This is a genomic window from Pedobacter fastidiosus, assembly GCF_014306625.1.
Classification (GTDB): Bacteria; Bacteroidota; Bacteroidia; order Sphingobacteriales; family Sphingobacteriaceae; genus Pedobacter; species Pedobacter fastidiosus.
Genome location: NZ_JACRYL010000019.1, coordinates 44,500 through 66,530, shown reverse-complemented (window position 1 = coordinate 66,530; position 22,031 = coordinate 44,500). Strand labels below are relative to the sequence as shown.

Genomic DNA, 22,031 nt, shown 5'->3' with positions numbered 1-22,031 from the left:
TCCAGCCGGGTCAAAATAAAAATTAAGCCTGTTTTTCATCGCCTGCGGATTCTTCGTGCCTCAGAATGACAGCTCATTTAGCTATAATTCCCTACACAAATCAACTGCACTTTTATAAGCATCCTCATGGAAACCATATTTAAAATAACTGCCACAATAATAAATAGGGCCACTTTCATTCAGCTGATGTAATTGTTCTTGTGCCTGCATTGCCGGAACATCAAACAGCGGATGATGATAATCGATTTCCTTTACTATTTTATCGGCATTTAAACTTTCCGTTGGATTGATCGAGACAAAGTAATTCGTTTTTTTTGAAACCCCTTGTAAACTGTTCATCCAATATATGGTACTTGGTAAAAGTTTATCGCCTTGCATTTCTACTCGATAATTCCAACTGCTCCAAGCCAATTTAGCTTTTGGCATTTGCTTTTCATCGGTATGAACAACGGCCTTATTCAATTGATATTTAAACTTCGAAAGCAGTTCAGTTTCTAAAGGTGTTTTATCTTTTACAATTTCGAAAGTTTGATCTGCATGGCTAGCCATAATCACTTTATCAAATTCGAACTTCTCCCCTTTTGAGTTTTCAACCTCAACTTTTCCATTTTCCAACCTTCTAACGGAGACAATTTTATTGTTTATTTTAATCCGATCACGAAAAGGAGCAATCAATTTTTCGCGGTAAGCCTGGCTTCCATTCTGTAAGGTGTACCATTGGTGTTGGGTATCTAAGCCCAAGAAACCATGATTCTTAAAAAAGCGAATCAAAGAAACTGCAGGGAAATCTAAAATCTGTTCCATTGGTGCGCTCCAAACCGCAGCACTCATCGGAATTAGATATTGCCAAAGCATCTCGTCACTATAACCAAACTCTTTAAAAAACTGGCCGATTGAATGATTCTGATATTCTGGTTTATCTAAAATTTCGACGCTTTGCTTATTAAATCGGTTAATTTGCATCAACATTTTCAAATAAGAAATGTTAAACAAATTTTTCCGCTGTGCAAATAAATGATTCAAGCTAGAACCGCTATATTCTAACTTTTTAGGCAAAAACTGAACACTAAAAGACATATCCGTTTTAACCACAGGCGCATCAATCTCTTTAAAAAGTTCGCAAAGGTTCGGGTAGGTTTGATAATTAAAAACCATAAAGCCACTATCCAAATAAATGGGTTTTCCATCTTCCTCAAGCGTAATTGTATTGGTATGGCCTCCAATATAATCTGCTTCCTCAAAAACAGTAATATCGTATGTATGTTGCAGTTTATGGGCGCAACCCATCCCTGCTATTCCAGAGCCAATAATGGCGAGCTTTTGCATAATAAATGTAAAGATGTTAGATGTAAAATGGATGATGTAAGACGCATGATGACAGCATAATGTAAGCCATATAATGAATTATTGGTAAGCTACACGCTCTTCCCCATCATCCATTTTACATTATTTACCTCGTAAACCATTATTTGTTCTTTTCGAACAAATAATGACAAACCATCCATTCGTTACCCTTATTATAATTAAACAATTCAGCACAACTCATGTAGAACAACCGCCAATAAACCCACCATTTCACAGCTTGATCTTTACCATAAGTATTTTCTAAAATCGGCATGATTTCTTTTTTGTGCTTATCCATATTGCTTAACCAAGCCTCGGATGTTTTGCCATAATTGGTTCCATTTACTACCCAATGTTTATCGATTTTTAAATCATCATTAAAGTAGAAAAACAAATGGTTCGACGGCATAATTCCACCGGTAAAAAAGTATTTACTCATCCAATCGGTTTCATCAATTACCTCAAACTTATAAGCCAAGCTTTTATGCGTAAAAATATGAACGAACAATTTTCCATCTGGCTTTAAGAAACCCGCAACCTTATTCAACAAGAATTTATAATTCCGCATGTGCTCGAACATTTCTACAGAAACAATTCTATCGAAAGTATCGGCGATGGTAAACGTGTTCATATCTGCCGTTAAAACCGTTAAGTTTTGAATGCCTCTTTGTTTAGCCGTTTCATCAATAAAAATCTTTTGTGTAGCCGAATTAGACACCACGGTAAAAGTGCTATTGGGAAACTTTGCAGACATATACAACGACAGCGAACCCCAACCGCAACCCAGTTCCAAAACGTTTTGTCCGCTTTGTAAATCTGCTCTTTTGCAAGTTAAAGCCAACATATCATCTTCTGATGTATCGATGTCTTTAACACCTGGCTTCCAATAACCACTGCTGTATTTCAAGTTTTTCCCTAAACAATACTGAAAAAACTGAGTAGGTAATTCATAGTGCTGTTCATTAGCTTCGGCAGTATTTACAGCAATTGGCGATTGTTTTAATTCATCAACCAGATCCATAAATTTTTCCTGTTGCAATTCTTCATCACCTAAGGTTTCATCCTCCAATCGCTGTTTGCAAAGTTTTCTAATGCCCAATCGCAATGCTGAATCGGGAAGTTTATCGTTTTCTAAAAGTTTATCGTACCACATATTATGGAAAATGTAAGATGGTTAATGTATAATGGAAAATGGTTGATGTACGATGTAAAATGAATCCTGGATTTGCAAACTGAACAACTCATCATCCATCTTACCTCTTCCCTTTTCCATCCTTTTTTCCCCACGGAAAAAAGGCGCTTGTTGTTTGTTGATATTTTTTATAAGCTTCAGGTTTGCTCCTTAAATTTTGTTCTTCATTGTTTGGAACACCGGTTACTTTGGTTAATAAATATAAAATAATTGCAGGACTAATGATGGCTAAAATTCCACAAGGTGATGCCAGTGCGAAAATGAAATAAGCCATCCATGTTAACCATTCAAAGAAATAGTTTGGGTGACGGCTGTAATACCACAAACCTGTATCGCAAACTTTACCTTTGTTTTTGGGGTCTTTTTTAAATGTTGCGAGCTGACGATCCGCAATCATTTCGCCAAAGAAAGAAATTGCCCAAATGGCTATACCAATATATTCTAAAATAGAAATTTGGGTTGATGGATTTGCTGTTATAATGAAAAGCGGAACCGCTAATAATACATTGGAAATGGCTTGAAACTGAAAGAAAACAAAGAAATTTCGATTAGCTTTATCTCCCCATTCTTTGCGGAGTTGTTGGTATCGTCCTTCTTCCTCACTTAGATGACATATAACGCGTTGCCATAAATGAATACCCAACCGTAATTCTGCAAGTAGAAAAATAGAGCAGATTATAAGTTTTCGAGGTTCAAATCCGTTGGATAAAAAAAAAGTTATGAGTGTAATTACGGGGAAATTTAAAGCCCAAAAAACATCAACAACACCTGCGTTTTTAATTTTCTTCGCCCAAAGCCAAATCAACGCCATGATGGTGCAACAAGCAATTAACGAGATGAGAGCAATAAATAGTAGATGTTTATAGTCCATTTTGGTTTATAGTTTTTTTGCTGATGGTTAATGGCAATAAAGCGATCAAACCATTGTTCGCTAACTATTAACCTTTTTTTACCAGCAATTCTTTAACACCTTCGCCGGGTTTTAGTTTGAATAAGTAAACTAAAACATAAGCCAGAGTTGCTATGCTACCTAAACATACGAACAAAATTGTAATAGAGATTTTAAGAATAATACTTTTTTCTTTATAGAACATCCACAGGGTAATGATAAAGATGTTGGCGTAGAAATCCCAAAGTGTGGCACGCATCCAAGGGATACTGCCAAGAAAATCCCATTGCTGAAAAAGGTTACTTTCTAGCGAAGTAGAAATTACTTTATAGCACATGAAAACAAGTAGTGCAGAGAAGATAATCTTAAGGAAATTTATCATAACAGGAGATTTAAATTTTCAGAAAAGCACTTTCAGTTTTTTATCGATTCCGACAGCCCTGTACCAAAGGCACTTAATTGGAGCCATCCAATTTACTCACCTCGATAGAAAAAAATCGCGATTCGTGCTCGTTCCTGTCAGGTTTAACTAACGAAACACATTGCAAGGAATCAGCAAAAACTTAATACAATTATCCTTCTATAAGCAGTTATCGACACCATTATCTTCCGTCATTTCGAAATCGATTTTCATCGATTGAAGCAATCTCATTCGTGATACCTCCCGATAATTCGGTACAATGCATATTGCAGAAATCAAATTCTACAAATAATATCCTATTGTACTTTTCTAATTTTAATAATTTTCATCCAATGCAAAACTTTCATCACTGGATAAGTAGGGTCAAACTCCCACCATTTACTCGCAAAATTTGGACTATTGGGTTTTTTGTGGTGATTGTTTTGAAACAATTCTCCCATCAATAAGAAATCCCAAGGTAAAGAGTTTTTGCTATGATCTTCGTTATCGTGATTTGAGTAACCATATTTATGGCCACACCAATTTACAATAGCACCATGCAATGGACCCATTAAAAAGTGGATTGGCAATAAAATAAACAACCACCAATGGTTAGCAAACACTAGGTAAAAGCCAATGTAGAATAATCCACAGGTAATTCTCCACAAACATGAATTTCCAATTTTATCAACCACAGGCCACTCAGGGTAATTGCCTTGAAAAGCTGGCTCAGGTTGTATTTTAAACTGCAAATAATTCATGTACATATTCTTTGTTGCAATCATCATCCCGAAAACATCCTTAAAAAAATGAGGTGAGTGCGGATCTTTCTCCGTATCGCTGTAAGCATGATGCATACGGTGTAAAATTGCGTAAGCTCTTGGATTTAAAAATGACGAACCTTGGGAAATCAGCAAAATCAAATAGAAAAACTTTTCCCAAAAAGGCTCCATTTTAAACATCTTGTGCGATGAATAACGGTGAAGGAAAAAGGTTTGGCTAAATAGAGATAAAAACCAATGGCAAAGAAAAAAAAGGAGGATAATCATGTATTGTGTGTATGCTTTATAAACGTAATTTGAGGGCGTTTAGTTTTTACAAGCTTTTAAACTAGAAGGAATGTGTTATTGGAATAAAGAGAAGAGGCTGGATCATAATCAACTTTTCTTTAGCTTTTGTCATAATAAGCCTATTTAAATGCATTTTTTATTTAACATTCGACGAGCTCAGGACAACAATCTAAATTTGATTCAGCCTCTTCCGTAAACTATATTATCTACCGAAATCGTCTTGAACTCTAACGATGTCACTTTCATCTGATGGGTTTGAAGCATCGGTATGTTGCCAAATCTCTGCAACTACACCCCAATCTTCTAATCCAATTAAACGGTGACGCTCACCTTGTTGCAGTTTGATTTGATCTTTTGGTGCATATTTTTTCACTTCACCTTCTTCATCTGTTTCGCTGGTTTTAATGCCAACAGTTCCCGTTACCACTTGCCAAATTTCGGCTCTACGGTGATGGTACTGCCAAGATAGACGCGTATTTGGTGCAACAATTAAAATTTTTGGACTTAATTTACCACCAATTTTTAGGCTTTCAACATCTAAACCATCGAAATAAGTATCCGCAAATTGTTGTGCCTGGGCTTCATCAATTACAAAGAAACCACCCCATGGGCGAGTTTCATCGCGGTTTACTACATTAAATCCTTCGATTTTTAAACGTTGTGCAACGCTATCAAATATTTCTGTTTTGTCGTTTGTCATCGGTTAATAGTATTTTTTATAATATTGGTTCATCAAAAAGTACAATGGTTCGTTTTCGTTTGCTTATTGATGTTTTTATAATTTGTGCAAAAATAAGCCTTATAAATTAAAAAAGTTCTTTTAGGGATTTTATTTTTCCTGAATTTAGATTAAAGTGACTTGAATACATCTAATTATAAAAATCAAATTATCGCTTTAAATTTTTCAAGTATAAATAAAACATAAAGACTACCTTAATTAAAACAAAAAGAAAGATATGTATAATTAAGAAAGCCCAAGTATAAAAAAGTACGCCAAGCGATCCTCCATATTTAAAATTTTCCGGATCTGAAAAAATCCAAATTGAATAAAAAGTGTAACAGAAATAAATAATTAGGTTTATGATGTACAATTTCCTAGAACTTGTGAAACAAATTCCTGCTAATAACGCTAAAAAAGCAATAGCATAAAAAACATATAAGGTTAAGTACTCATTATCAGTTGGGAACATAATGCATAAAAAAAGCCTTATCAGGATAATCTGATAAGGCTTTGTGGAGAATATCGGATTAAAAAATTCGCCTAATATTTCACCGTAGATGCCTTTTTGATACTCTGAGAAGGGTTTTACTTTTCTCATTTTGCTAATTTTAGGGGGTATTTGGCAGACTTTTGTCAGACTTTTTACCCTTGATTTCTACTTTAAAATTAAGAAAAAATAAGCTTTTTTGCAAGTGGAAAGCTATTAATTTATCATAACTTTTTGATACCAGAGAATTCGACTGTCAGACTGAAGGAACCACTCGCTGAACTCATTCCCTCCCTGATCCTGCTCACCTTCTTTGTTCTGTTATGGTATTTTAGGCTACAGGACAGTAATCTTAAAAAATTCGACCGAGCAAATTTAACCTACAGGAAAATGACACAAATAATTCTTGGAGAAGGGGGTGGTACATGAGATAACCGAAGATTTAAAATTAGTTTTGGTTTCCGACCAGGCGCTATTGGAGAAATGGAATAAACTCACCCCGCTATCCAGCAATGAGTGGATCTGTTGGACTACCATCGTAACAGGAAAGAACCCGGAACAGACATATCAAGCGGCTGAGCGAGCAAATCAGCGAAGGCAAGGAAAGGCCCTGCTGCTGGCCCGGTTGCCCGCGTAGGAGACAAATGCCCAGAAATGGTTCAAATGAGTAAAAACAGCCCTCAGGAGTTGCCTTGACCTGTTGAATCCTTGTTCCCTTTAGCGTCTTTATCTCAATTCTGCTACAACAATCTCCCTTAACTAAGGAAACAGTAACATGAACCACTTTGCCCTTTGATTAGCCATTTCTCAATGAGGGGCAAAATAGACAGACTTAGCCCAATAACATTTGTCATTAAGAGAACACTGAAACAGTTGGGTCAATATACCTTGGTTATAGGCACATAAAGGAGCAAAGTTTGAACTTTAATTTGAAAAGGTTACTTTAGAGAACGTTAGCGTTTCAAGTTGATAAGGAACTTAAAGAAATTTAAATGGTAATGGGGTTTTCAATGTAACCTCTTAGGAGCTATCAGTAATAGATGGAAAGAATTAATTACTTATTTACTTCAGAGACTAAAAAAAAACCAATCGAAAAATTCAATAAAAATAAGATAATGTCAAAAAACAAACTGTTAAGAATGGACAATGTCGGCATCGTTGTAGAATCACTAGATGACGCCATTGCATTTTTCTCTGTAATAGGGCTAAAGCTCGAAGGCAGAGGGAAAGTCGAAGGCGAATGGGCGTGTCGAGTTACCGGACTGAATTCCCAGAACGTGGAGATTGCAATGATGATCACCCCGGATGGCCACAGCCGAATCGAACTTTCGAAGTTCATCACACCCCCAACTGTTTCGGATCATCGGAATGCGCCTGTCAACGCCCTTGGTTACCTCCGTGCAATGTTCACGGTGGAAGACATCGACGAAATGGTATCCAGGCTTATCGAACAGGGTTCACAGCTCGTTGGAGAAATCGTTCAGTATCAGAACTCCTATCGGTTATGCTATATCAGGGGAACCGAGGGTCTTCTTGTGGGACTGGCAGAAGAAATTGGCGGGAAATAGACAGATGGAATTAAACAAAAGCGAAACCAAGGGTACTGCCAATCAGAGCCCCTTTGCCCAGACCTATTTCCACGGGACAAAGGCAGACCTGAAAATTGGAGAATTTATCCAGGCTAGCAACAGCTCGAACTTTGGTCAGAGGAAAAACGCAAAATATATTTTTCTGACACCGACATTGGATGCGGCCATCTGAGGGGCAGAACTTGCTCTGGGTGAAGGACGCGAAAGAATCTACCTGGCAGAGCCAACCGGAGAAATTGAAGACGACCCGGATTTAACAGACAGGAAATTTCCCGGCAATCCAACAAAATCCTATCGATCGGTATATCCTTTTAAAGCTGTTGGAGAAGTTACAATATGGCAGGGACACGCACCCGAACAGGTTAAGTCAATGAAAGATGGTCTACAAAGACTCAAAGAACAGGGGATCAATTCTTTAAATGACCAGCCGGTTTTTTAACTTAGATCAAATACCGAGTTCCATTCGGCAGCAACACACTACAAGATTAAAAACAGTTATATGCCACAGAATAAAATAGTAACCGTAGAAGTACAAATGCTAATCAGACAACCTGTCTCAATAGTATTTCACGCATTCACCGATCCCGAAACCACGATCAATTTTTGGTTTACAAAATCTAGCGGGCAATTGGAGGCCGGTAAAACAGTTACCTGGGAATGGAAGATGTACGGCGCTACGACCAACGTGCTGGTGAAAGATATTATTCAGAATAAAAAAATATCAACTGCGTGGGGCGACCCTGCAACCTCAGTCGACTATGAGTTTGACGCAGTGACGGAGGACACCACCTATGTTGTAATCAAGAACTACGGTTTTAAAGAAACGGGAGACAGATTGATCGAGGTAATCAAAGACAGTACAGGAGGCTTTACAACAGTGTTGGACGGCCTAAAAGCGTATCTGGAACATAACATCAACTTGAATTTGATTGGCGACAAATACCCCAAAGAGGTCAGTAAGCACGGACAGTAAATTACCGAAAACAGGCCTTGCCTATTTCCCGGTACTCTGGCCAACAGATTGAATATATGGACTTTGGCTTTTCAGAGCCGGCTTTGAAAGTTCGGAGAATGAACAACGGTTTTTAACGGCCCCGTTAAAGTATCATCCGTTAACAGGTTTGGACAAGAATATTATAAATACTAGTGGCAAAACCGAAAAAGTTGGAGCTTTTTCCAACAGTGCTTTCGAACCTCAATTTTCCGACATGTGATCAGTTATTGGTATCCACTCTATAATTCTTTCAAGCGCTGCTTTCTTTTATAAGTTGGGATAAGCGAGTAAACAGGACAGCCCCAAAATGCAGCACTTCAAAATCAGTATCATACCGTTCCCCTCAGCAAGTAAAAAATGATACCTAACCAGTTTCAAACGCTTATATATCAATTTTCTCAATTACACCGTGCATCCCGTACTCATCCTCCACAAAATCTCCAATCTCGAAAGAATCCAACTCGAGTATTGTAGAATTTAATTTAATCTTCACAATTTATCAAACGACCACTAAGTGGTTATATTTTAAATTATATGACCTATATAATAGGTTTCTACTCTAATTTGACGAAAGATTGTTTGCTGGCTGATTAAGGATTCTGGAGTTTTTTGAGTTTATTAGAAACGGAAGCCATTTTAACCTGTAAAGATAAACAGTTTATTAAAGGCATTACATAGTGGATGCAGGATTATACTTATCCGTGGCAACCTGAATCAATATACAGCTCTCGTAGAATGTATTAAGTGGAAAAACCAATCAATTTGACACCTTCTCGCCATTATACTAATACTCAGACAATCAAAAACTTACAACAAATTTATTTCCGGCGAGACGGGGTCAATCTATTCTGGTTTATCCAGTCGATGGCACTTCCTCATCGGATAAGCACTTTTACAGAAGGAAGTTGAAGCAATATGCGATCTGGACTAACAGATTAATATTAAGAATCAATGAAATGACTAATAGTTGTCTCTAAATTTCAAAGTATAAGACTATTTCATCTTAATGGCGCTATAAACTCACGCTCATATTCCTCCTCAAAGTAGTCAATGTAGGGAAAACTTTTACGGTCTTCCGTGCTGATTTCCCCCTTGTGCAATCGTCTGAAATATTCGACAAAGCCGCAACTGAACATTAGCTGAATGTCTAATTCAAGTTGATTAACAGAATATGATTTAAAAGGATATTTTTTCAAAAGAGAAGTATCTAAACCTTTCTCAATAAAAGCAGCTTCAATCCTTTCTTGGATTACTTTGTCGGTATCTGGACCTCCCGCAAACCAATCCTCAAGGGTTACTACTAGTGGCACAAACTTCTTATCGGGTACATAGGGCAAGCCGGGTATGCGGTCGTCTGAGTAATGCTGGTATACCTTGTATAGTTGCACTGCCGCGTTCACCATGTGCTGCAAATCCTCATTTAAAGTCTCCTGGTACTTCGTAAAGTTTTTAGAGCTTAGCCTGAGCTTCTTGGTCTTGCACTCTATAAAAACTATGGCTTCATCTGTTTCGATGATCCAATCCGATGATCTTAACTGCCCTTGCTTTCTATTCAGTTGATAAACAGTTTCGGGCTTGACAGAAAAATGGTATTGGGCGTTGACTTTATCTAATATGATGCCGACGTATCGTTCAAAACCATCTCCAAAAGCTTTGGCCAGCTGATGCTCATTGTTACCGATGTCAGCAAGATAATACGTGCCGGCAGTCAGCTGAAATATGAGATAGTCCGGATACATACAATATAACAAACCGCCATTTTCAAACACGGGATGGGTAACATGCGGATATCCTTGTGTGATAAAAATATCGTCGTCATAAGTTACACTTGCTTTCAAATCCGATTTCAGTTTTTCTAACGGAATAGTCAGCAATTCCAGTGTTCTGTGCATATGCACAAGCGCCATTTCGCCGCCGTGGTCTTTGCGCGTAAAATGCGTTTTTGGGTAGGTTAATTTTTCGAGAAAGACCGAGTGTAACCATAATCCGCACACGAAGTATGATTTATAACTCAATCCCAGTCGCTCTTCGATGTGCTCTGCAATTTTGGGGTCTGCGAATATGGTGTAGTATCTGAAGACCAGATTGAAATAATAGTTATGACTTGCTTTAAGCTGATTTAAGCCCATGGTGTGCATCCACCTCCAAACGTCTTTGTCGATCTGTGCAGCTGTTATTCGGTCTTTAAATTGGTATAATTCTGGTAAAATCTTATTCCAAATCTCTATTTCGTTTTTAGGCGTTATCGGAGCCTCCGCGTACATCAGGATATGAATGTACAGAAATTCAGCAGCTTCAGGTATGATAGCCAGCTTTTTTGACCTCATCGTCGAAAACAGGATATTCAGCGATGAAAATATATTCAATCGTCTTATTCTGTTACGAACCGGTTTGAAATCCTCGTAAAAATCTGTCATATATTAAAAGAGATTATTATTATTATTCACAATTCACTTTAAACAGTGTCTGCAATTTGGCACTTGACCCTGATGTTTTATCTGCATGTTCGATATTATACAATATTTCTAGTTGCTGGCTAAACAGCGTTCATATTTAGCCGTGCACGAAATACAGGTGCACCAACGTCCAGTCGCATATTTTCCGGAGCAGGCAAAAATTTCAATGGGGTCACCCACGTTCTGGTTTATGCAATTCGGTTTTCAGGTCTATTTCCGTATACTGCTGGAAATTTGTTTCCGACAGTTTGTCGAACAGTTCTAAGTATTCCTTTTGTATTTCATCATCCAGCGCCGGATTCTCCGCCACCAAACTGCGGTATTCGGATGGCGCATCAAACATCTCCATCACCTCCCTGTGTATAAAAGCCTGCGAACGATCACGCATGTCCTGTTGTATGCTGAACTTCAAAAACTCCTTCGGGTCTTTATCAGCAAGATACTGTTTCATCTTTACAGCCAATGAAGGCTCGAAACGCCATTTTTCATAATAGGCGCCTCTTTCATCAGCAGGAACACGATAATGCTCCCTGGCACCATAAAACAGCCACAGTGTGTCTTCGCTAAGGCCGTGCCCGCTACCGGCCATTTGCGTAAAATAAGAATATTGGTGAGCCGTCATTTCGCTAAGGGAAAGTACAAAACCCTCGCCCTTTTTCTTAACGTGGTAGAGAAGCTCATTTTCGAAAAGGAACGGCGCAATTGCCGCCCCGAATAGATGATCGATGAACCGTTTATATGCATCAATATCTTTTTTGTACAATTTATCGGTAGTGTGGTTGTGGTAATTATAGATCTTATCGACCAGTGCTTCATAATCAAAACTAAACTTGCTTTCCTTTTGCACGTATGTCCTTCCGAAAGCAAATATCCAGCGGATGATCTGCTCGAAATGCCGCCTGTCTTTATTAATGTCTTCCTGCATCAACCTAACCATTAATTCCTTGTGCAGACCGTGACTAGCGCAATAGTCCATATATTCCCGCATGTGTCCAGAAGCCAATGCGGCTTTAAAATCCTTATCGGAAAGGTCACGCTGGGACAGCCTGTACCGGAAATAGATCTCGAAATATAACGGATACGATATCGAGTTCTTGGAATCGGGATGATGATAAAGGCTGCCCTTGAACAACGCCATGAACAGCCCATCCAAAAGCGACACCTCTTCAGGAGATAGCCAGCCTAGTTTTTCAATATGCGTTTTAAACAAGGAAATCTCATCGGAACGCTTCGTTGATCCTTCATCCTTTACCATCACCGGGGAATAATATTGCTGGTGGCTTGAACGCAAAGGCTGTTCGTAGAGAAAGACATCATGCTGCGCATATATCAGTTCGTAAATAGCTGGAAAACGGAACTTGATCAGTTCCAATAGCACCAGACATTCAAAATCCACTTCTTCGCCGATCAGTTTGTAAATAATCTTGAACCCATTGATAAAACGCACTACATCGCGCCCCTGGCGCAACACACCGCTGTAGGCTTTTTCGTAACGACTGCGGAAACCATTAGGGATCATGATATTTTCAAAAACCGCATAGTGTTCGGGCGTTACCATTTCTTTCAGCCGTGCCTGTAGGGTGACCAGCAGGTCGTCTTCCTCGCGCTTTGGCAAAGGTATTTCTAATTGAAAAATCTTGTCGAGGTAATCCAAACTACCGGCCTCATTCAAGGCTTTGATCGCCCCCTGCACATAGCCCTTATCGTACCCGACCAGATAGAACACGTTTGAAAAATTCGCGGTATTACGGATGAGCTTCAGTACCTCCATAATTTCAACTGGGTGCAGACGGTCAAGATCATCGATCGTGATCACGATCTTGCGTCCGGTCGCCCTGAGTATTTCGTTGATCCGCTGGTACTCCCCGGAACTCTGGACAGAACCCTTGTTGCCCAAAAAGCCCAGCCAGTTCAGCCAGGAAAGCGAACGTGCATCAAAGCCCGCCAACCTGCGCCCATAGCTATAAATAAGCGACGACACGCTCAAATCAACTTCGGCAACCTTGCTGGCCAACAAATCGAAAAACTCGCGCCGTATGGTTTCAGGACTGCCGGCACTCCAGGGGTCAAAAGCAATCTTCAGCACATCATTCCCGCTCAATTCACTGTGTATGAGGTTTAAAAAAGAAGTCTTGCCACTGCCGTATTCCCCAAGAATACCTATTGCAAAGGACTTATTGTTACGGGTCAACAAAATCAGTCGTGCAATTTCCTTAGCTGCAATACTTCGCCTGAAATGATCATCCTCCACATCGGTAACTGCATTATCCTCTATAAAACCTTCATTGTTTCCTGTAGCACTATCGTTGCTTTTTTCTCTTAAAACATAACTCAACGGTACTAACAGCAACAATGTAACAGCGAACAAATCCCAATAAACAAGTTCATCAAAAGTGGACAGCCTGTAAAACACCCAATAACTATTAACGCGTTGGAACCCATAAAAGATCAGGCCATACAAAACCAACCGGTACAGAAAAGTACGTGTCTGGCTTTTCGCCGTCCAATATGCCAACACCAGTAAAACGGCATACAGGACCAGGTCAGTCCATACACCGTCTTTAACATCAGCGAACAACGGCCTCACCAGTATTATATCTAGCAGACGGCTCACCGGTAATCGGAAAAAGAACAACAAAGCTGCAAAGAGTGAAGCAACAATGACAGGTAAAGTATAGCGGTTTAATTTCAAGCTCAGATTTTTAGCTAAAGATAAAACATCCCTTCAACCTCATCTCAAAAAACTTTCCACATCAGCAGCTCTGCGGAGGAGTGCTGCATGTAAGGTAAGCGGTGCAAGGGTATCTTCCAGGCTTACGACTATCGCATAGCTATTTTCAACAAATTAAACTGCTGCTATTAGCGAATCTTCCAATTTGGCGCCGCAAGAGCCGCGCGCAAAAAAGCCCTTCCATCAGCCTGGTCGCTGATTCTTAATGAGAAATGGTTGCTCTTTTTAGAACCATCCTTTCGAAAATCGGACAAAAATCAGATACGTACACTACACCGGAATCGAACGGTGACTAAAAGATTCTAAGTCTTCTAGCCTCATCGCATTGTAATACATGAAATGCATCCCGAGTTAAGCACGGTACAATATTTCATGACCCTAAAGTTTCCACCGTTACCTATTTGTTACGGTTAGTGTTATTCTACAAGATTAAAGCTGTAATCAAATAATTAGTTTTTCAATCCTTAGATGTGTAAAAATTTAACTGTCTCAAAAAACGAAGGGATTAACTACTTCATTTTATTTTTCTTTCAGAGGTAAGTTAATGACGATTTAATAATATATCAAATTTTAAAATCTGAGATTATTTTTTCGCGCTATTTTTACCAATTTTCAAATCAGCAATTCGCATCAAATCTTCGATAAAAAAGTTCGTACCCCGTCTTGTTAGGAGCACCTCATGAGATTAATCAGTTTTCCCACTGTTTGTCTCATTTTTTATTTTACTTATCTCGTGTTAATCAATATATCAACTGCACACCTCCGTTTTCTCTAGAGTTCGATTGCTTAGCCTTGATTGTTCCCTGCTGATTTTGATTCATTTCACCTTAATTAAGCCATCCAATTGTAAATTTCTGCTGAAAGAGGCCCATGTAAGTGGATATTTGCAGCAATAATTAACCTTAGGTTATCTAGGGTAAGAAGTTAATAGTCCTTTTTGAATACGTAGTCTGGCCAATCCACTACTTCTACCTTGATCTCCTCTGCACGGATATTGTCATTTACGGCAAGCCTTTCAGCTAGATTGAGCATTCTGATTCCTACATTTCCTATACCATCGAGGTAATATCATCACCATAATACCACTCACTTCCTATATCTTATCTATTGAACATCCTACTAGTGCCAGCGGCTTTGTCTATTGTTTTATTTAAGGTTTTTGTTTGCCATCGATATTGAATGCTGCAAGGGGCATATTCCACTTGACTATTTTTATATAAAAGACATTTCTTCTTTTCTTGGTAGAAAATACAAAATGACAGCAAATCTTTATTTTAAGCGAAAGATTAATAGAATACCTAAACCACAGCCATAGAACCTCCATCAATTTGATAGATAGCTCCTGTAATATAACTTGCCTCATTGGAAACAAGAAATCTCACCAAGTCGCCAATCTCTTCAGGCTCGGCAGGCCTTCCTAGTGGAACTCCACCCAGTTTATCCATTACTGATTGTGTCGCTTGCTCCAGTGTAATATTTAATGATCTCGACATATTTTGCATAGCCTGATGCATTTGCGGAGTTTTAACTAGTCCAGGGGACACTGTATTTACCCGAATCCCTTTACTTGCCAATTCTGATGCCAAGGCTTTACTATATGCATTTAATGCTGCTTTTGCCGCAGAATACGCCATAGTCATTTCCCATATAGGTTGTATCGCAGGATTCATTGATACATTTATAATTACTCCAGTTTTCTTTTCAATCATCAAAGGAAGTAGTGCTTTATTTATACGTACAGCCGACATTAAATTCAATTGCAATTCATTATCCCAATCCTCATCTGTAAGCGATCCATACCCACCGCTTGGAGTTAGATTGGCTCCTGCATTATTCACTATAATATCTACTTTTCCATATTTTTCAATAATTTTTTCTGATATTATTTTCGCACTCTCTGCTTTTGCAAGGTCGGCCCCAATGAAGTAATGCCCGTTCGGGTTTTCTTCAGGCTTTTTACGAGCGGTGATGATAACTGTTGCGCCAGCATTACTTAATTTATCTGCAATAGCTTTGCCTATGCCTTTTGTACCGCCTGTAATCAGTGCGATCTTTCCATCTAATGAGTTGATCATAAAAATTGATTTAAGAATTATTTTCAAAATTAGTCTTAATACTTTACTTTTGAAAGTAGCTACACAAATGTGAAGTAATACCAGAAAGTAAAGCTTTGCTGAATGATAGTCAGTTATAAAGATGAATAAAATAAATAATTATGAAGAGCAGTGTGCTTTTCAGGAAATTCTGAAAATAATAGGTGGAAAATGGTCAATGTCGATCATTTATATCCTGTTTTCTGGAAAGAAACGTTTTAATGAATTGCAACGGACAGTTCCACATATTAATACAAGGATGTTGGTTAAAGAGTTGAAGAATCTCGCAGAATACAAAATTATTAGTAGAAAAGTATTTGCTACTGTTCCACCAACTGTAGAATATAGTCTAACAGAAAAAGGTAAAAAGCTAGAGCCGATAATAAATGACTTTTATAATTGGGGAGTTGATAATTTATATGAATATCCTGGCAAATAGGATCTTCTATTATTAAAACAAGTCTTTACTTGGTGTACAATCTTAATAACAGCGCCTTGCTTTCCCAATGAGAAACTTTCTTTCATTACACCTTTTAGCTATACACAAAAAGTTTTTGTACGTTTGAGCTGTTCTATTCTCATCATAACCAATCAGTATTTATTGTTTAATAATAAGATTATGAATTCAACAATTGAAGGCGTTTCCAATGCAGCTGGACCAGAATGCCCGAAATGCAAAAATAGGGAGACAGTTAGATGTCCCAGAAGCTTCCTTTTCAAAAGACTTTTGCCAATGATTCCGATCAAGCGTTTCAAATGTTATGGATGCCATAAGAAGTTTTATGTGAAGCGATAAAATTATGATGCACGAATTTCACGCTCATAGAAGTTTAAGTCTATTATTTTGACGCAGTTTGTTGATTTCCAAATATTGATATTACTGTCAATATGCTAAACATTATAAAATAGACAATCAGTAATTAAAATCAAATTTGATAGCAAGGCAAGCCTAGAATACATACATGCTTTTGATGGCCTCATTTGAAAATGATCCTTAGCAGAAATCTAAATTTAGGCTGATATACATTTAAAAATAAAAAGCATTTGATTTTAAATTTTGCTACCTAAAGATATAAAGGATAAATAACACAATTACGAGCGTAGCAAAACAAATATTAATCCTATCCGGTAATATTTACAGCATTCTTACTCAATCCTATCCAACTGTAAATTTTGGCAGGACCTGATAAAAAGTTATTATTGATACACCTGATTATCAAAATTTTATAATTTTTTCTCATAGATTTATTGCAGTTCTCCTTTCCTGAAAGAAACACAGTAGAAGTCTGGTAGATGTAGCTAGAACTAGTGCAAATGCCTATATTCGCAAATGATCCCTTTTCTAAATAAAAGTGCCGCTAAAAATTTGATGTTAGTTATCTCACTAGTCTTTTTTAGCTATTACAGTAAGGCACAGGCAGTTCAAGAACCTAAAGATACCCCTGAGGAATGGTCGAAGCCTTATCCCCCATTTCGCATAGTGGGAAATCTTTATTATGTTGGAACTTACGATCTTGCCTGTTATCTAATTGTAACACCTAAAGGCAATATTTTAATAAATACGGGACTTGCAAATTCAGGAGTTTTAATAGAAAATAGCATAAAAGCTCTAGGATTTAGATTGGCTGACACCAAAATTATACTCACTACCCAGGCCCACTATGACCATATGGGTGCGATGGCTGCTTTGAAGAATAAGACAAAGGCAAGCGTATTAATTAATAAAAATGATGAGCAGGTATTAAGGGATGGTGGCGCCTCTGATTATGCGATTGGAAATGGAAAAAGCACCTACCAGTCTTTAATCCCGGATGTGATAATTAAAGACCATGACCTAATTAGCCTTGGAGGAACCAATATAACCATGCTAGACCATCCGGGACACACTAAAGGATCCTGCAGCTTCATAATGGATGTAAAAGATGGAAAAAAGATCTACAAAGTCCTCATTGCCAACATGCCTACCATCGTAACTGAAAAAAAATTCTCCGGGGTTAGCAACTATCCAAATATTGAAAAAGATTTTGGCTATACCTTAAAGAAGATGAAATCGCTTAAATTCGACATCTGGTTAGCTTCTCATGCTAGCCAATTTAAACTTCACCAGAAGCATCAACCTGGCGACGGATATAACCCAGCGGCATTTATAGATCTGGAGGGATTTCAAAAAACTATTGCCGAGCTTCAGGTACAGTTCGATAAAAAAATTAAAAGTAAATAGTTTAATAGCTTACAAGTTTTGATAAAACATGTTAAGAAGATGACCATACCGTCATTAGCGGATCCGAATTCCTAATCAGAAATTGAATAATTGCTGGCAAATTAATTGTTTAGCTTTGCTACAAGAGGACAACTAAAATTTTTTAAAGTATTAGCATATTTAAGGGCCGCGCCTATATCAAAAACATTCGGAATGCCGTTAGGGAGGCTTAAGCTTATTCTTTCATATCACCTATTTTGGATATCAAAAAATTGTTATGAAAAATCAAACCGAAAATCAAGCGTTCGAAACGCCAGCTAAAAAACAGGAAATCGAGAATGTAAGTTATCAAGAACTATTGCATGAAATTCGGGAACTAAGCCGGAAAGTGAATGACATACATAGGTTACATTTTCCGGCCCCATATCTCAAGAAACAAAAGAACCTAAAAGAAAAATTTCTTGCAGAAATATTTGTAACTCCTGAAAGAAATAAAAAATGAAACCTATATTGCTGGTACTGCCTTGTCGGAAAAAACAACTTTCAACAACTCCTTCAAATAAGTATCGGTCTCAGAAATACTACTGTGACGATTGGCCGAGCAGATTTCTGCAATGGTCCATCCAGCCTTGAACTTTCTAACATTTGAAAGATGCTTGAACGAGTACAATGTGTATTTTTTTTCTGTTAAATTGTTTGCCTCCAGACATTTCTGAAATCGGTTGTAAGCAAAATTTTCAGCGCACATTTTATCTGACACAAAGGTAATTGGAGATCCCAATAGAAAACTTTCCTCTGGAAAATTACTGAGGTTTAGCTTCTCAAGTTCAACCTTCAAGCTGACATCGATATTAACCGGAATTGGTTTCCTGTTTTTTGACACAGTTCCAGGAATTGTAATTAGGTTTTCCTCCAGATCAATATATTTTAATTTCAAAAACCGCAATTCCTTTGGCCTGATACAGGTATAGTAAATCATCTTCACGAAGAGTTGGCAATATTTATCATGTTTATCCAGCCATTCCATAATTATCTTAAAATCACGCTCTGAAAATACCTGATGCGATTCTGTGCGCATTTTCTTACGGGTTTCAGCATCTGTAACCGGGTTTTCTGGAACATACTTGTTTACCTTCAGATAGCGGAAGAGATTGTTGAGCGCGATCCGGCAGTTATTGTAGGTTACCCCAGCCCATTTCTCTTCCCTTTCCTTGGTATTGAGAAAATCCGTAATCTCATAATCGCTTATCGTGGATACTTTTCGTTCCCCGCCATAGAATTTAACAAAGGCATTCAAAGTGGAAAGGTAGGTACTCATAGATTTTGGGCGTGTACCTTTGGCTTTATGGTAAGATTCAAAAAGAACCAGCGATTCATCCAGGTTGATCCCGATAATTTCTTTTTTAAGGCGGGCATTGGCATTTTCATCTAATGGATTCCATCCTCCCTGAAGTGCAATGTGGTAAGCCTCGCACAGATGATTGAAGTTCCGAAGTTTTTCTCTGGGATCCTTGATGCGGTTCAGGTTTCTGGTTACCCTAATCCGTTCCATTCTCTCCTTGAGAGCATTATGGAAGAAAAATTCTATATACCAGCGCTGCTTGGCAATCTCTTTTTCCAACGTTGTACCCGCAGGTATTTTGGTTATAACCCTCCCTTTAATTAATCGCGGTATTGTGTATGGCAATTCAGGAATATCCATAAAACCAAAAGTAGACCGCGAATGACGCATTTTTTGGGCTTCATGCTGGGGATCCCCATCGATTTTAGATCCATTTTTGTAGGAATATTTTTCAGATTTTACACTCTGTGTTGATTTTTTTTCAAAAACAGAATCCGTTTTTACTCGATTTGCTTTTCGAAAATTTTTGCCGTCAGATTTTTCTACTGGCAGACTTATGGCAGAGTTATCAAACTGAAAAGCAGTTAAAATACTGCTTTTCAGTGACTTAGGGTTGTCTGTGGAGAATATCGGATTCGAACCGATCACCTCTTCACTGCCAGCGAAGCGCTCTAGCCAAATGAGCTAATCCCCCAATTTTAAAAAAAAATGATCAATAACCAAAATTATAAATCACCAATGCTATTCAAAGCGACCATCCCTTTCAAGCCGAGCGAAGCGCTCTAGCTATTCCGATAGCTAATCCCCAAAATTTTAAAAAATGATCAATAAATAAATGATGATCTTTTAAAAACTTGAGGAGCAAAAATAGCAATTTGTTTTTCTAAAGCAAATGATAATTAATCTTTATGTCCAAAAGCAAGCATTGCTATTAAACAACTCATTACTATTGCCGATTGAAAAGGGTAAGTGATGAACAAAAAAAGCACAAATGTTGCAATAAGCATCGTTAACAATAGCATGGAAGCTTTAAATAACGACTTCATGTAGATCATCGCAATGATGCCTAAAATGTAAATCGGAATTATAACGAAGGCTATAAACATAACCCAAGTTAAAATGCGCCTATTAAAACATCGTTAAATTAATGTGGTATTAATTGCACCGTGCCGTTATTTAACAATTCTTGATAGGCATCTACAAATTGAGCAACATGAAAGCCATCCATTAAGGCGTGATTTACATGAACAGACAATGACATAATTTTTCTTCTGCCTTTATCCCGAAGCTGACCGAAAGAAATTTTCGGGCAACTATCATTAAAGGAATAGTTTCGTGCGTGAGATAATGATTTGAAATTTAGCCAGGGCAAGGCCGAATAATGGATTACGTTTTCGCCTGAAGAGGCTGGAATTAAGCCCATACTGTTTTCGACATTTTCTATTTCTACTTGAGCATGAGCTTTGAACTTGCTAAAATCTTCGTAAAAATCCATGTAGCTGAATCCAAAAGTACCATTACCCCTATTTATTGTTGCTGAAGCATGAACTTCATCAAACTTCCAAACCGCTCCATCAATAATTCGATATCTAAAAGGCTCTACTTTATTTGCAGCCAAAAGTGATTTGTGTAGGTAGAGCAAAAAGAACGAGACGCCCATTTCTTTTGCTTGTTTGTAGCTTGCCGTACAATCTACATCTACTGTTACGCCGAAGAAAGGTTCTTCAAATGCGCTAAAAAATTCAAAATGATCTTTTCTGATCCAAGTGTTTATATCTATTTTTTCTTTCATTCAAGTAATTTTGGTAAAATTTCAGACAGGCTTTCCATCTGATAAAAATTTTCATGTTCAATGGTATGATCAATATGTTCGTGTACCCAAGTGGTATGATAAGGAATGTGAACTGCGTGCCCGCCAATGGCAAGTACTGGCAAAATATCTGATTTCAAGGAATTACCAAGCATCAAAAATTGATCTGCTGGGCAATCGAGATGCTTTAAAAGCTTTTTATAATCTTGCTCTTGCTTGTCGCTCATAATTTCAATGTGATGAAAATAATGGTCTAAACCAGATTTAGTAAGTTTTCTTTGTTGATCTAACAAATCACCTTTGGTAGCTACAACCAACTTATATTTTCCGTGGAGTGCTTTTAAAACATCTTCTACTTCATCTAAAAGTTCAATTGGTTTGTTCAGCATTTCCTGTCCCAATTGGATGGCTCGATTTATAATTTCTGGATTTGCTTTGCCTTCGGTAATTCTTAAAACGGTTTCAATCATGCTCAACATAAAGCCCTTAATTCCATAACCATAAAGTGGTAAATTGGAAATTTCAGTTTTATAAAGTTCTGCAACGATGCTATGGTGTGGAAGAAAATCTTCTAATAAACCAGCAAATTGTTTTTCAGTTTCACGGAAATAAGGTTCGTTTACCCAGAGTGTGTCATCAGCATCAAAAGCGATTACGGTAATTTGATTTCTCATTGTTATGCTTACTTTTAATGCGACAAAAGTAAATCAACC

18 protein-coding genes, 1 tRNA gene and 1 pseudogene are annotated in these 22,031 nt (G+C 37.8%); 6 read left to right on the top strand and 14 right to left on the bottom strand.

The genetic code is table 11. The features are described 5' to 3' along the window. Positions 1-81 precede the first annotated feature (81 nt). The 6 genes from H7U22_RS18290 to H7U22_RS18265 all read right to left on the bottom strand — a co-directional run bounded on the left by H7U22_RS18290 (position 82) and on the right by H7U22_RS18265 (position 5,595). Positions 82-1,326: an NAD(P)/FAD-dependent oxidoreductase gene (locus H7U22_RS18290; RefSeq protein ID WP_187072787.1), complete on the bottom strand. Its 1,245-nt coding sequence runs from the start codon at positions 1,324-1,326 to the stop codon at positions 82-84. Positions 1,327-1,465: 139 nt separating this feature from the next. Next, positions 1,466-2,497, bottom strand: a complete 1,032-nt coding sequence (locus H7U22_RS18285; RefSeq protein WP_187072786.1) for an SAM-dependent methyltransferase — start codon at positions 2,495-2,497, stop codon at positions 1,466-1,468. 100 nt (positions 2,498-2,597) lie between these two features. Next, positions 2,598-3,407 (bottom strand): DUF1295 domain-containing protein, encoded by an 810-nt coding sequence (locus tag H7U22_RS18280; RefSeq protein WP_187072785.1) that lies wholly within the window; start codon positions 3,405-3,407, stop codon positions 2,598-2,600. Positions 3,408-3,474: 67 nt separating this feature from the next. Further along, complete coding sequence (locus H7U22_RS18275) at positions 3,475-3,807, bottom strand: DUF1475 family protein (protein WP_187072784.1); 333 nt, start codon at positions 3,805-3,807, stop codon at positions 3,475-3,477. Positions 3,808-4,142: 335 nt separating this feature from the next. Beyond that, positions 4,143-4,874, bottom strand: a complete 732-nt coding sequence (locus H7U22_RS18270) for an acyl-CoA desaturase (protein WP_187072783.1) — start codon at positions 4,872-4,874, stop codon at positions 4,143-4,145. A gap of 223 nt (positions 4,875-5,097) precedes the next feature. After that, positions 5,098-5,595: a cupin domain-containing protein gene (locus H7U22_RS18265; RefSeq protein ID WP_187072782.1), complete on the bottom strand. Its 498-nt coding sequence runs from the start codon at positions 5,593-5,595 to the stop codon at positions 5,098-5,100. Positions 5,596-7,143: 1,548 nt separating this feature from the next. Between H7U22_RS18265 and H7U22_RS18260 the strand changes: the two genes are divergently transcribed. The 3 genes and pseudogenes from H7U22_RS18260 (at position 7,144) to H7U22_RS18250 (ending at position 8,665) form a co-directional block, all read left to right on the top strand. Then, positions 7,144-7,671 (top strand): VOC family protein, encoded by a 528-nt coding sequence (locus H7U22_RS18260; protein ID WP_248284798.1) that lies wholly within the window; start codon positions 7,144-7,146, stop codon positions 7,669-7,671. Between the two features lie 4 nt (positions 7,672-7,675). Next, a pseudogene (gene arr, locus H7U22_RS18255) lies at positions 7,676-8,131 on the top strand (NAD(+)--rifampin ADP-ribosyltransferase). 60 nt (positions 8,132-8,191) lie between these two features. Continuing rightward, entirely contained in the window at positions 8,192-8,665 is a 474-nt protein-coding gene (locus tag H7U22_RS18250) for an SRPBCC family protein (protein WP_187072781.1), read from the top strand. A 1,019-nt stretch (positions 8,666-9,684) separates the two neighbouring features. Here H7U22_RS18250 and H7U22_RS18245 read toward each other — a convergent pair. The 3 genes from H7U22_RS18245 to H7U22_RS18235 form a co-directional block, all read right to left on the bottom strand. Then, positions 9,685-11,103, bottom strand: a complete 1,419-nt coding sequence (locus H7U22_RS18245) for a hypothetical protein (protein ID WP_187072780.1) — start codon at positions 11,101-11,103, stop codon at positions 9,685-9,687. A gap of 211 nt (positions 11,104-11,314) precedes the next feature. Continuing rightward, on the bottom strand, positions 11,315-13,834 hold the full coding sequence (locus tag H7U22_RS18240) for a KAP family P-loop NTPase fold protein (protein WP_187072779.1): 2,520 nt from the start codon (positions 13,832-13,834) through the stop codon (positions 11,315-11,317). A 1,337-nt stretch (positions 13,835-15,171) separates the two neighbouring features. Next, the gene (locus H7U22_RS18235) at positions 15,172-15,948 is read right to left on the bottom strand and encodes an SDR family oxidoreductase (RefSeq protein ID WP_187072778.1); all 777 of its coding nucleotides are present in this window, start codon (positions 15,946-15,948) and stop codon (positions 15,172-15,174) included. Between the two features lie 121 nt (positions 15,949-16,069). Between H7U22_RS18235 and H7U22_RS18230 the strand changes: the two genes are divergently transcribed. From H7U22_RS18230 to H7U22_RS18220, 3 genes are all read left to right on the top strand, one after another. Beyond that, positions 16,070-16,405 carry a winged helix-turn-helix transcriptional regulator gene (locus H7U22_RS18230; RefSeq protein ID WP_187072777.1) on the top strand — a complete coding sequence of 112 codons (336 nt, stop codon included), beginning with the start codon at positions 16,070-16,072 and terminating at the stop codon, positions 16,403-16,405. Positions 16,406-17,335: 930 nt separating this feature from the next. Then, a complete protein-coding gene (gene bla / locus H7U22_RS18225) occupies positions 17,336-18,187 on the top strand; it encodes a subclass B3 metallo-beta-lactamase (protein ID WP_187072776.1) in 852 nt (283 codons plus the stop codon). Positions 18,188-18,443: 256 nt separating this feature from the next. Continuing rightward, on the top strand, positions 18,444-18,668 hold the full coding sequence (locus H7U22_RS18220; RefSeq protein ID WP_187072775.1) for a hypothetical protein: 225 nt from the start codon (positions 18,444-18,446) through the stop codon (positions 18,666-18,668). Between the two features lie 3 nt (positions 18,669-18,671). Here the strand turns inward: H7U22_RS18220 and H7U22_RS18215 are convergent, their stop codons facing one another. From H7U22_RS18215 to H7U22_RS18195, 5 genes are all read right to left on the bottom strand, one after another. Beyond that, positions 18,672-19,898, bottom strand: a complete 1,227-nt coding sequence (locus tag H7U22_RS18215; protein WP_187072774.1) for a tyrosine-type recombinase/integrase — start codon at positions 19,896-19,898, stop codon at positions 18,672-18,674. A 230-nt stretch (positions 19,899-20,128) separates the two neighbouring features. Further along, positions 20,129-20,202, bottom strand: a tRNA-Ala gene (locus H7U22_RS18210). Positions 20,203-20,407: 205 nt separating this feature from the next. Continuing rightward, positions 20,408-20,614, bottom strand: coding sequence for a hypothetical protein (locus H7U22_RS18205; protein ID WP_187072773.1), 207 nt, complete (start codon positions 20,612-20,614; stop codon positions 20,408-20,410). Positions 20,615-20,652: 38 nt separating this feature from the next. Beyond that, a complete protein-coding gene (locus tag H7U22_RS18200) occupies positions 20,653-21,300 on the bottom strand; it encodes a chloramphenicol acetyltransferase (protein ID WP_187072772.1) in 648 nt (215 codons plus the stop codon). After that, positions 21,297-21,992 (bottom strand): HAD family hydrolase, encoded by a 696-nt coding sequence (locus H7U22_RS18195; RefSeq protein WP_187072771.1) that lies wholly within the window; start codon positions 21,990-21,992, stop codon positions 21,297-21,299. The genes H7U22_RS18200 and H7U22_RS18195 overlap by 4 nt, the downstream gene beginning before the upstream one ends. Positions 21,993-22,031: the final 39 nt, after the last annotated feature.

Bases quoted from the DNA above. Each gene is read 5' to 3' on its own strand.
- H7U22_RS18290 (WP_187072787.1), bottom strand. From the start codon at position 1,326: ATGCAAAAGCTCGCCATTATTGGCTCTGGAATAGCAGGGATGGGTTGC.
- H7U22_RS18285 (WP_187072786.1), bottom strand. From the start codon at position 2,497: ATGTGGTACGATAAACTTTTAGAAAACGATAAACTTCCCGATTCAGCA.
- H7U22_RS18280 (WP_187072785.1), bottom strand. From the start codon at position 3,407: ATGGACTATAAACATCTACTATTTATTGCTCTCATCTCGTTAATTGCT.
- H7U22_RS18275 (WP_187072784.1), bottom strand. From the start codon at position 3,807: ATGATAAATTTCCTTAAGATTATCTTCTCTGCACTACTTGTTTTCATG.
- H7U22_RS18270 (WP_187072783.1), bottom strand. From the start codon at position 4,874: ATGATTATCCTCCTTTTTTTTCTTTGCCATTGGTTTTTATCTCTATTT.
- H7U22_RS18265 (WP_187072782.1), bottom strand. From the start codon at position 5,595: ATGACAAACGACAAAACAGAAATATTTGATAGCGTTGCACAACGTTTA.
- H7U22_RS18260 (WP_248284798.1), top strand. From the start codon at position 7,144: ATGGAAAGAATTAATTACTTATTTACTTCAGAGACTAAAAAAAAACCA.
- H7U22_RS18250 (WP_187072781.1), top strand. From the start codon at position 8,192: ATGCCACAGAATAAAATAGTAACCGTAGAAGTACAAATGCTAATCAGA.
- H7U22_RS18245 (WP_187072780.1), bottom strand. From the start codon at position 11,103: ATGACAGATTTTTACGAGGATTTCAAACCGGTTCGTAACAGAATAAGA.
- H7U22_RS18235 (WP_187072778.1), bottom strand. From the start codon at position 15,948: ATGATCAACTCATTAGATGGAAAGATCGCACTGATTACAGGCGGTACA.
- H7U22_RS18230 (WP_187072777.1), top strand. From the start codon at position 16,070: ATGAATAAAATAAATAATTATGAAGAGCAGTGTGCTTTTCAGGAAATT.
- bla (WP_187072776.1), top strand. From the start codon at position 17,336: ATGTTAGTTATCTCACTAGTCTTTTTTAGCTATTACAGTAAGGCACAG.
- H7U22_RS18220 (WP_187072775.1), top strand. From the start codon at position 18,444: ATGAAAAATCAAACCGAAAATCAAGCGTTCGAAACGCCAGCTAAAAAA.
- H7U22_RS18215 (WP_187072774.1), bottom strand. From the start codon at position 19,898: ATGCGTCATTCGCGGTCTACTTTTGGTTTTATGGATATTCCTGAATTG.
- H7U22_RS18205 (WP_187072773.1), bottom strand. From the start codon at position 20,614: ATGTTTATAGCCTTCGTTATAATTCCGATTTACATTTTAGGCATCATT.
- H7U22_RS18200 (WP_187072772.1), bottom strand. From the start codon at position 21,300: ATGAAAGAAAAAATAGATATAAACACTTGGATCAGAAAAGATCATTTT.
- H7U22_RS18195 (WP_187072771.1), bottom strand. From the start codon at position 21,992: ATGAGAAATCAAATTACCGTAATCGCTTTTGATGCTGATGACACACTC.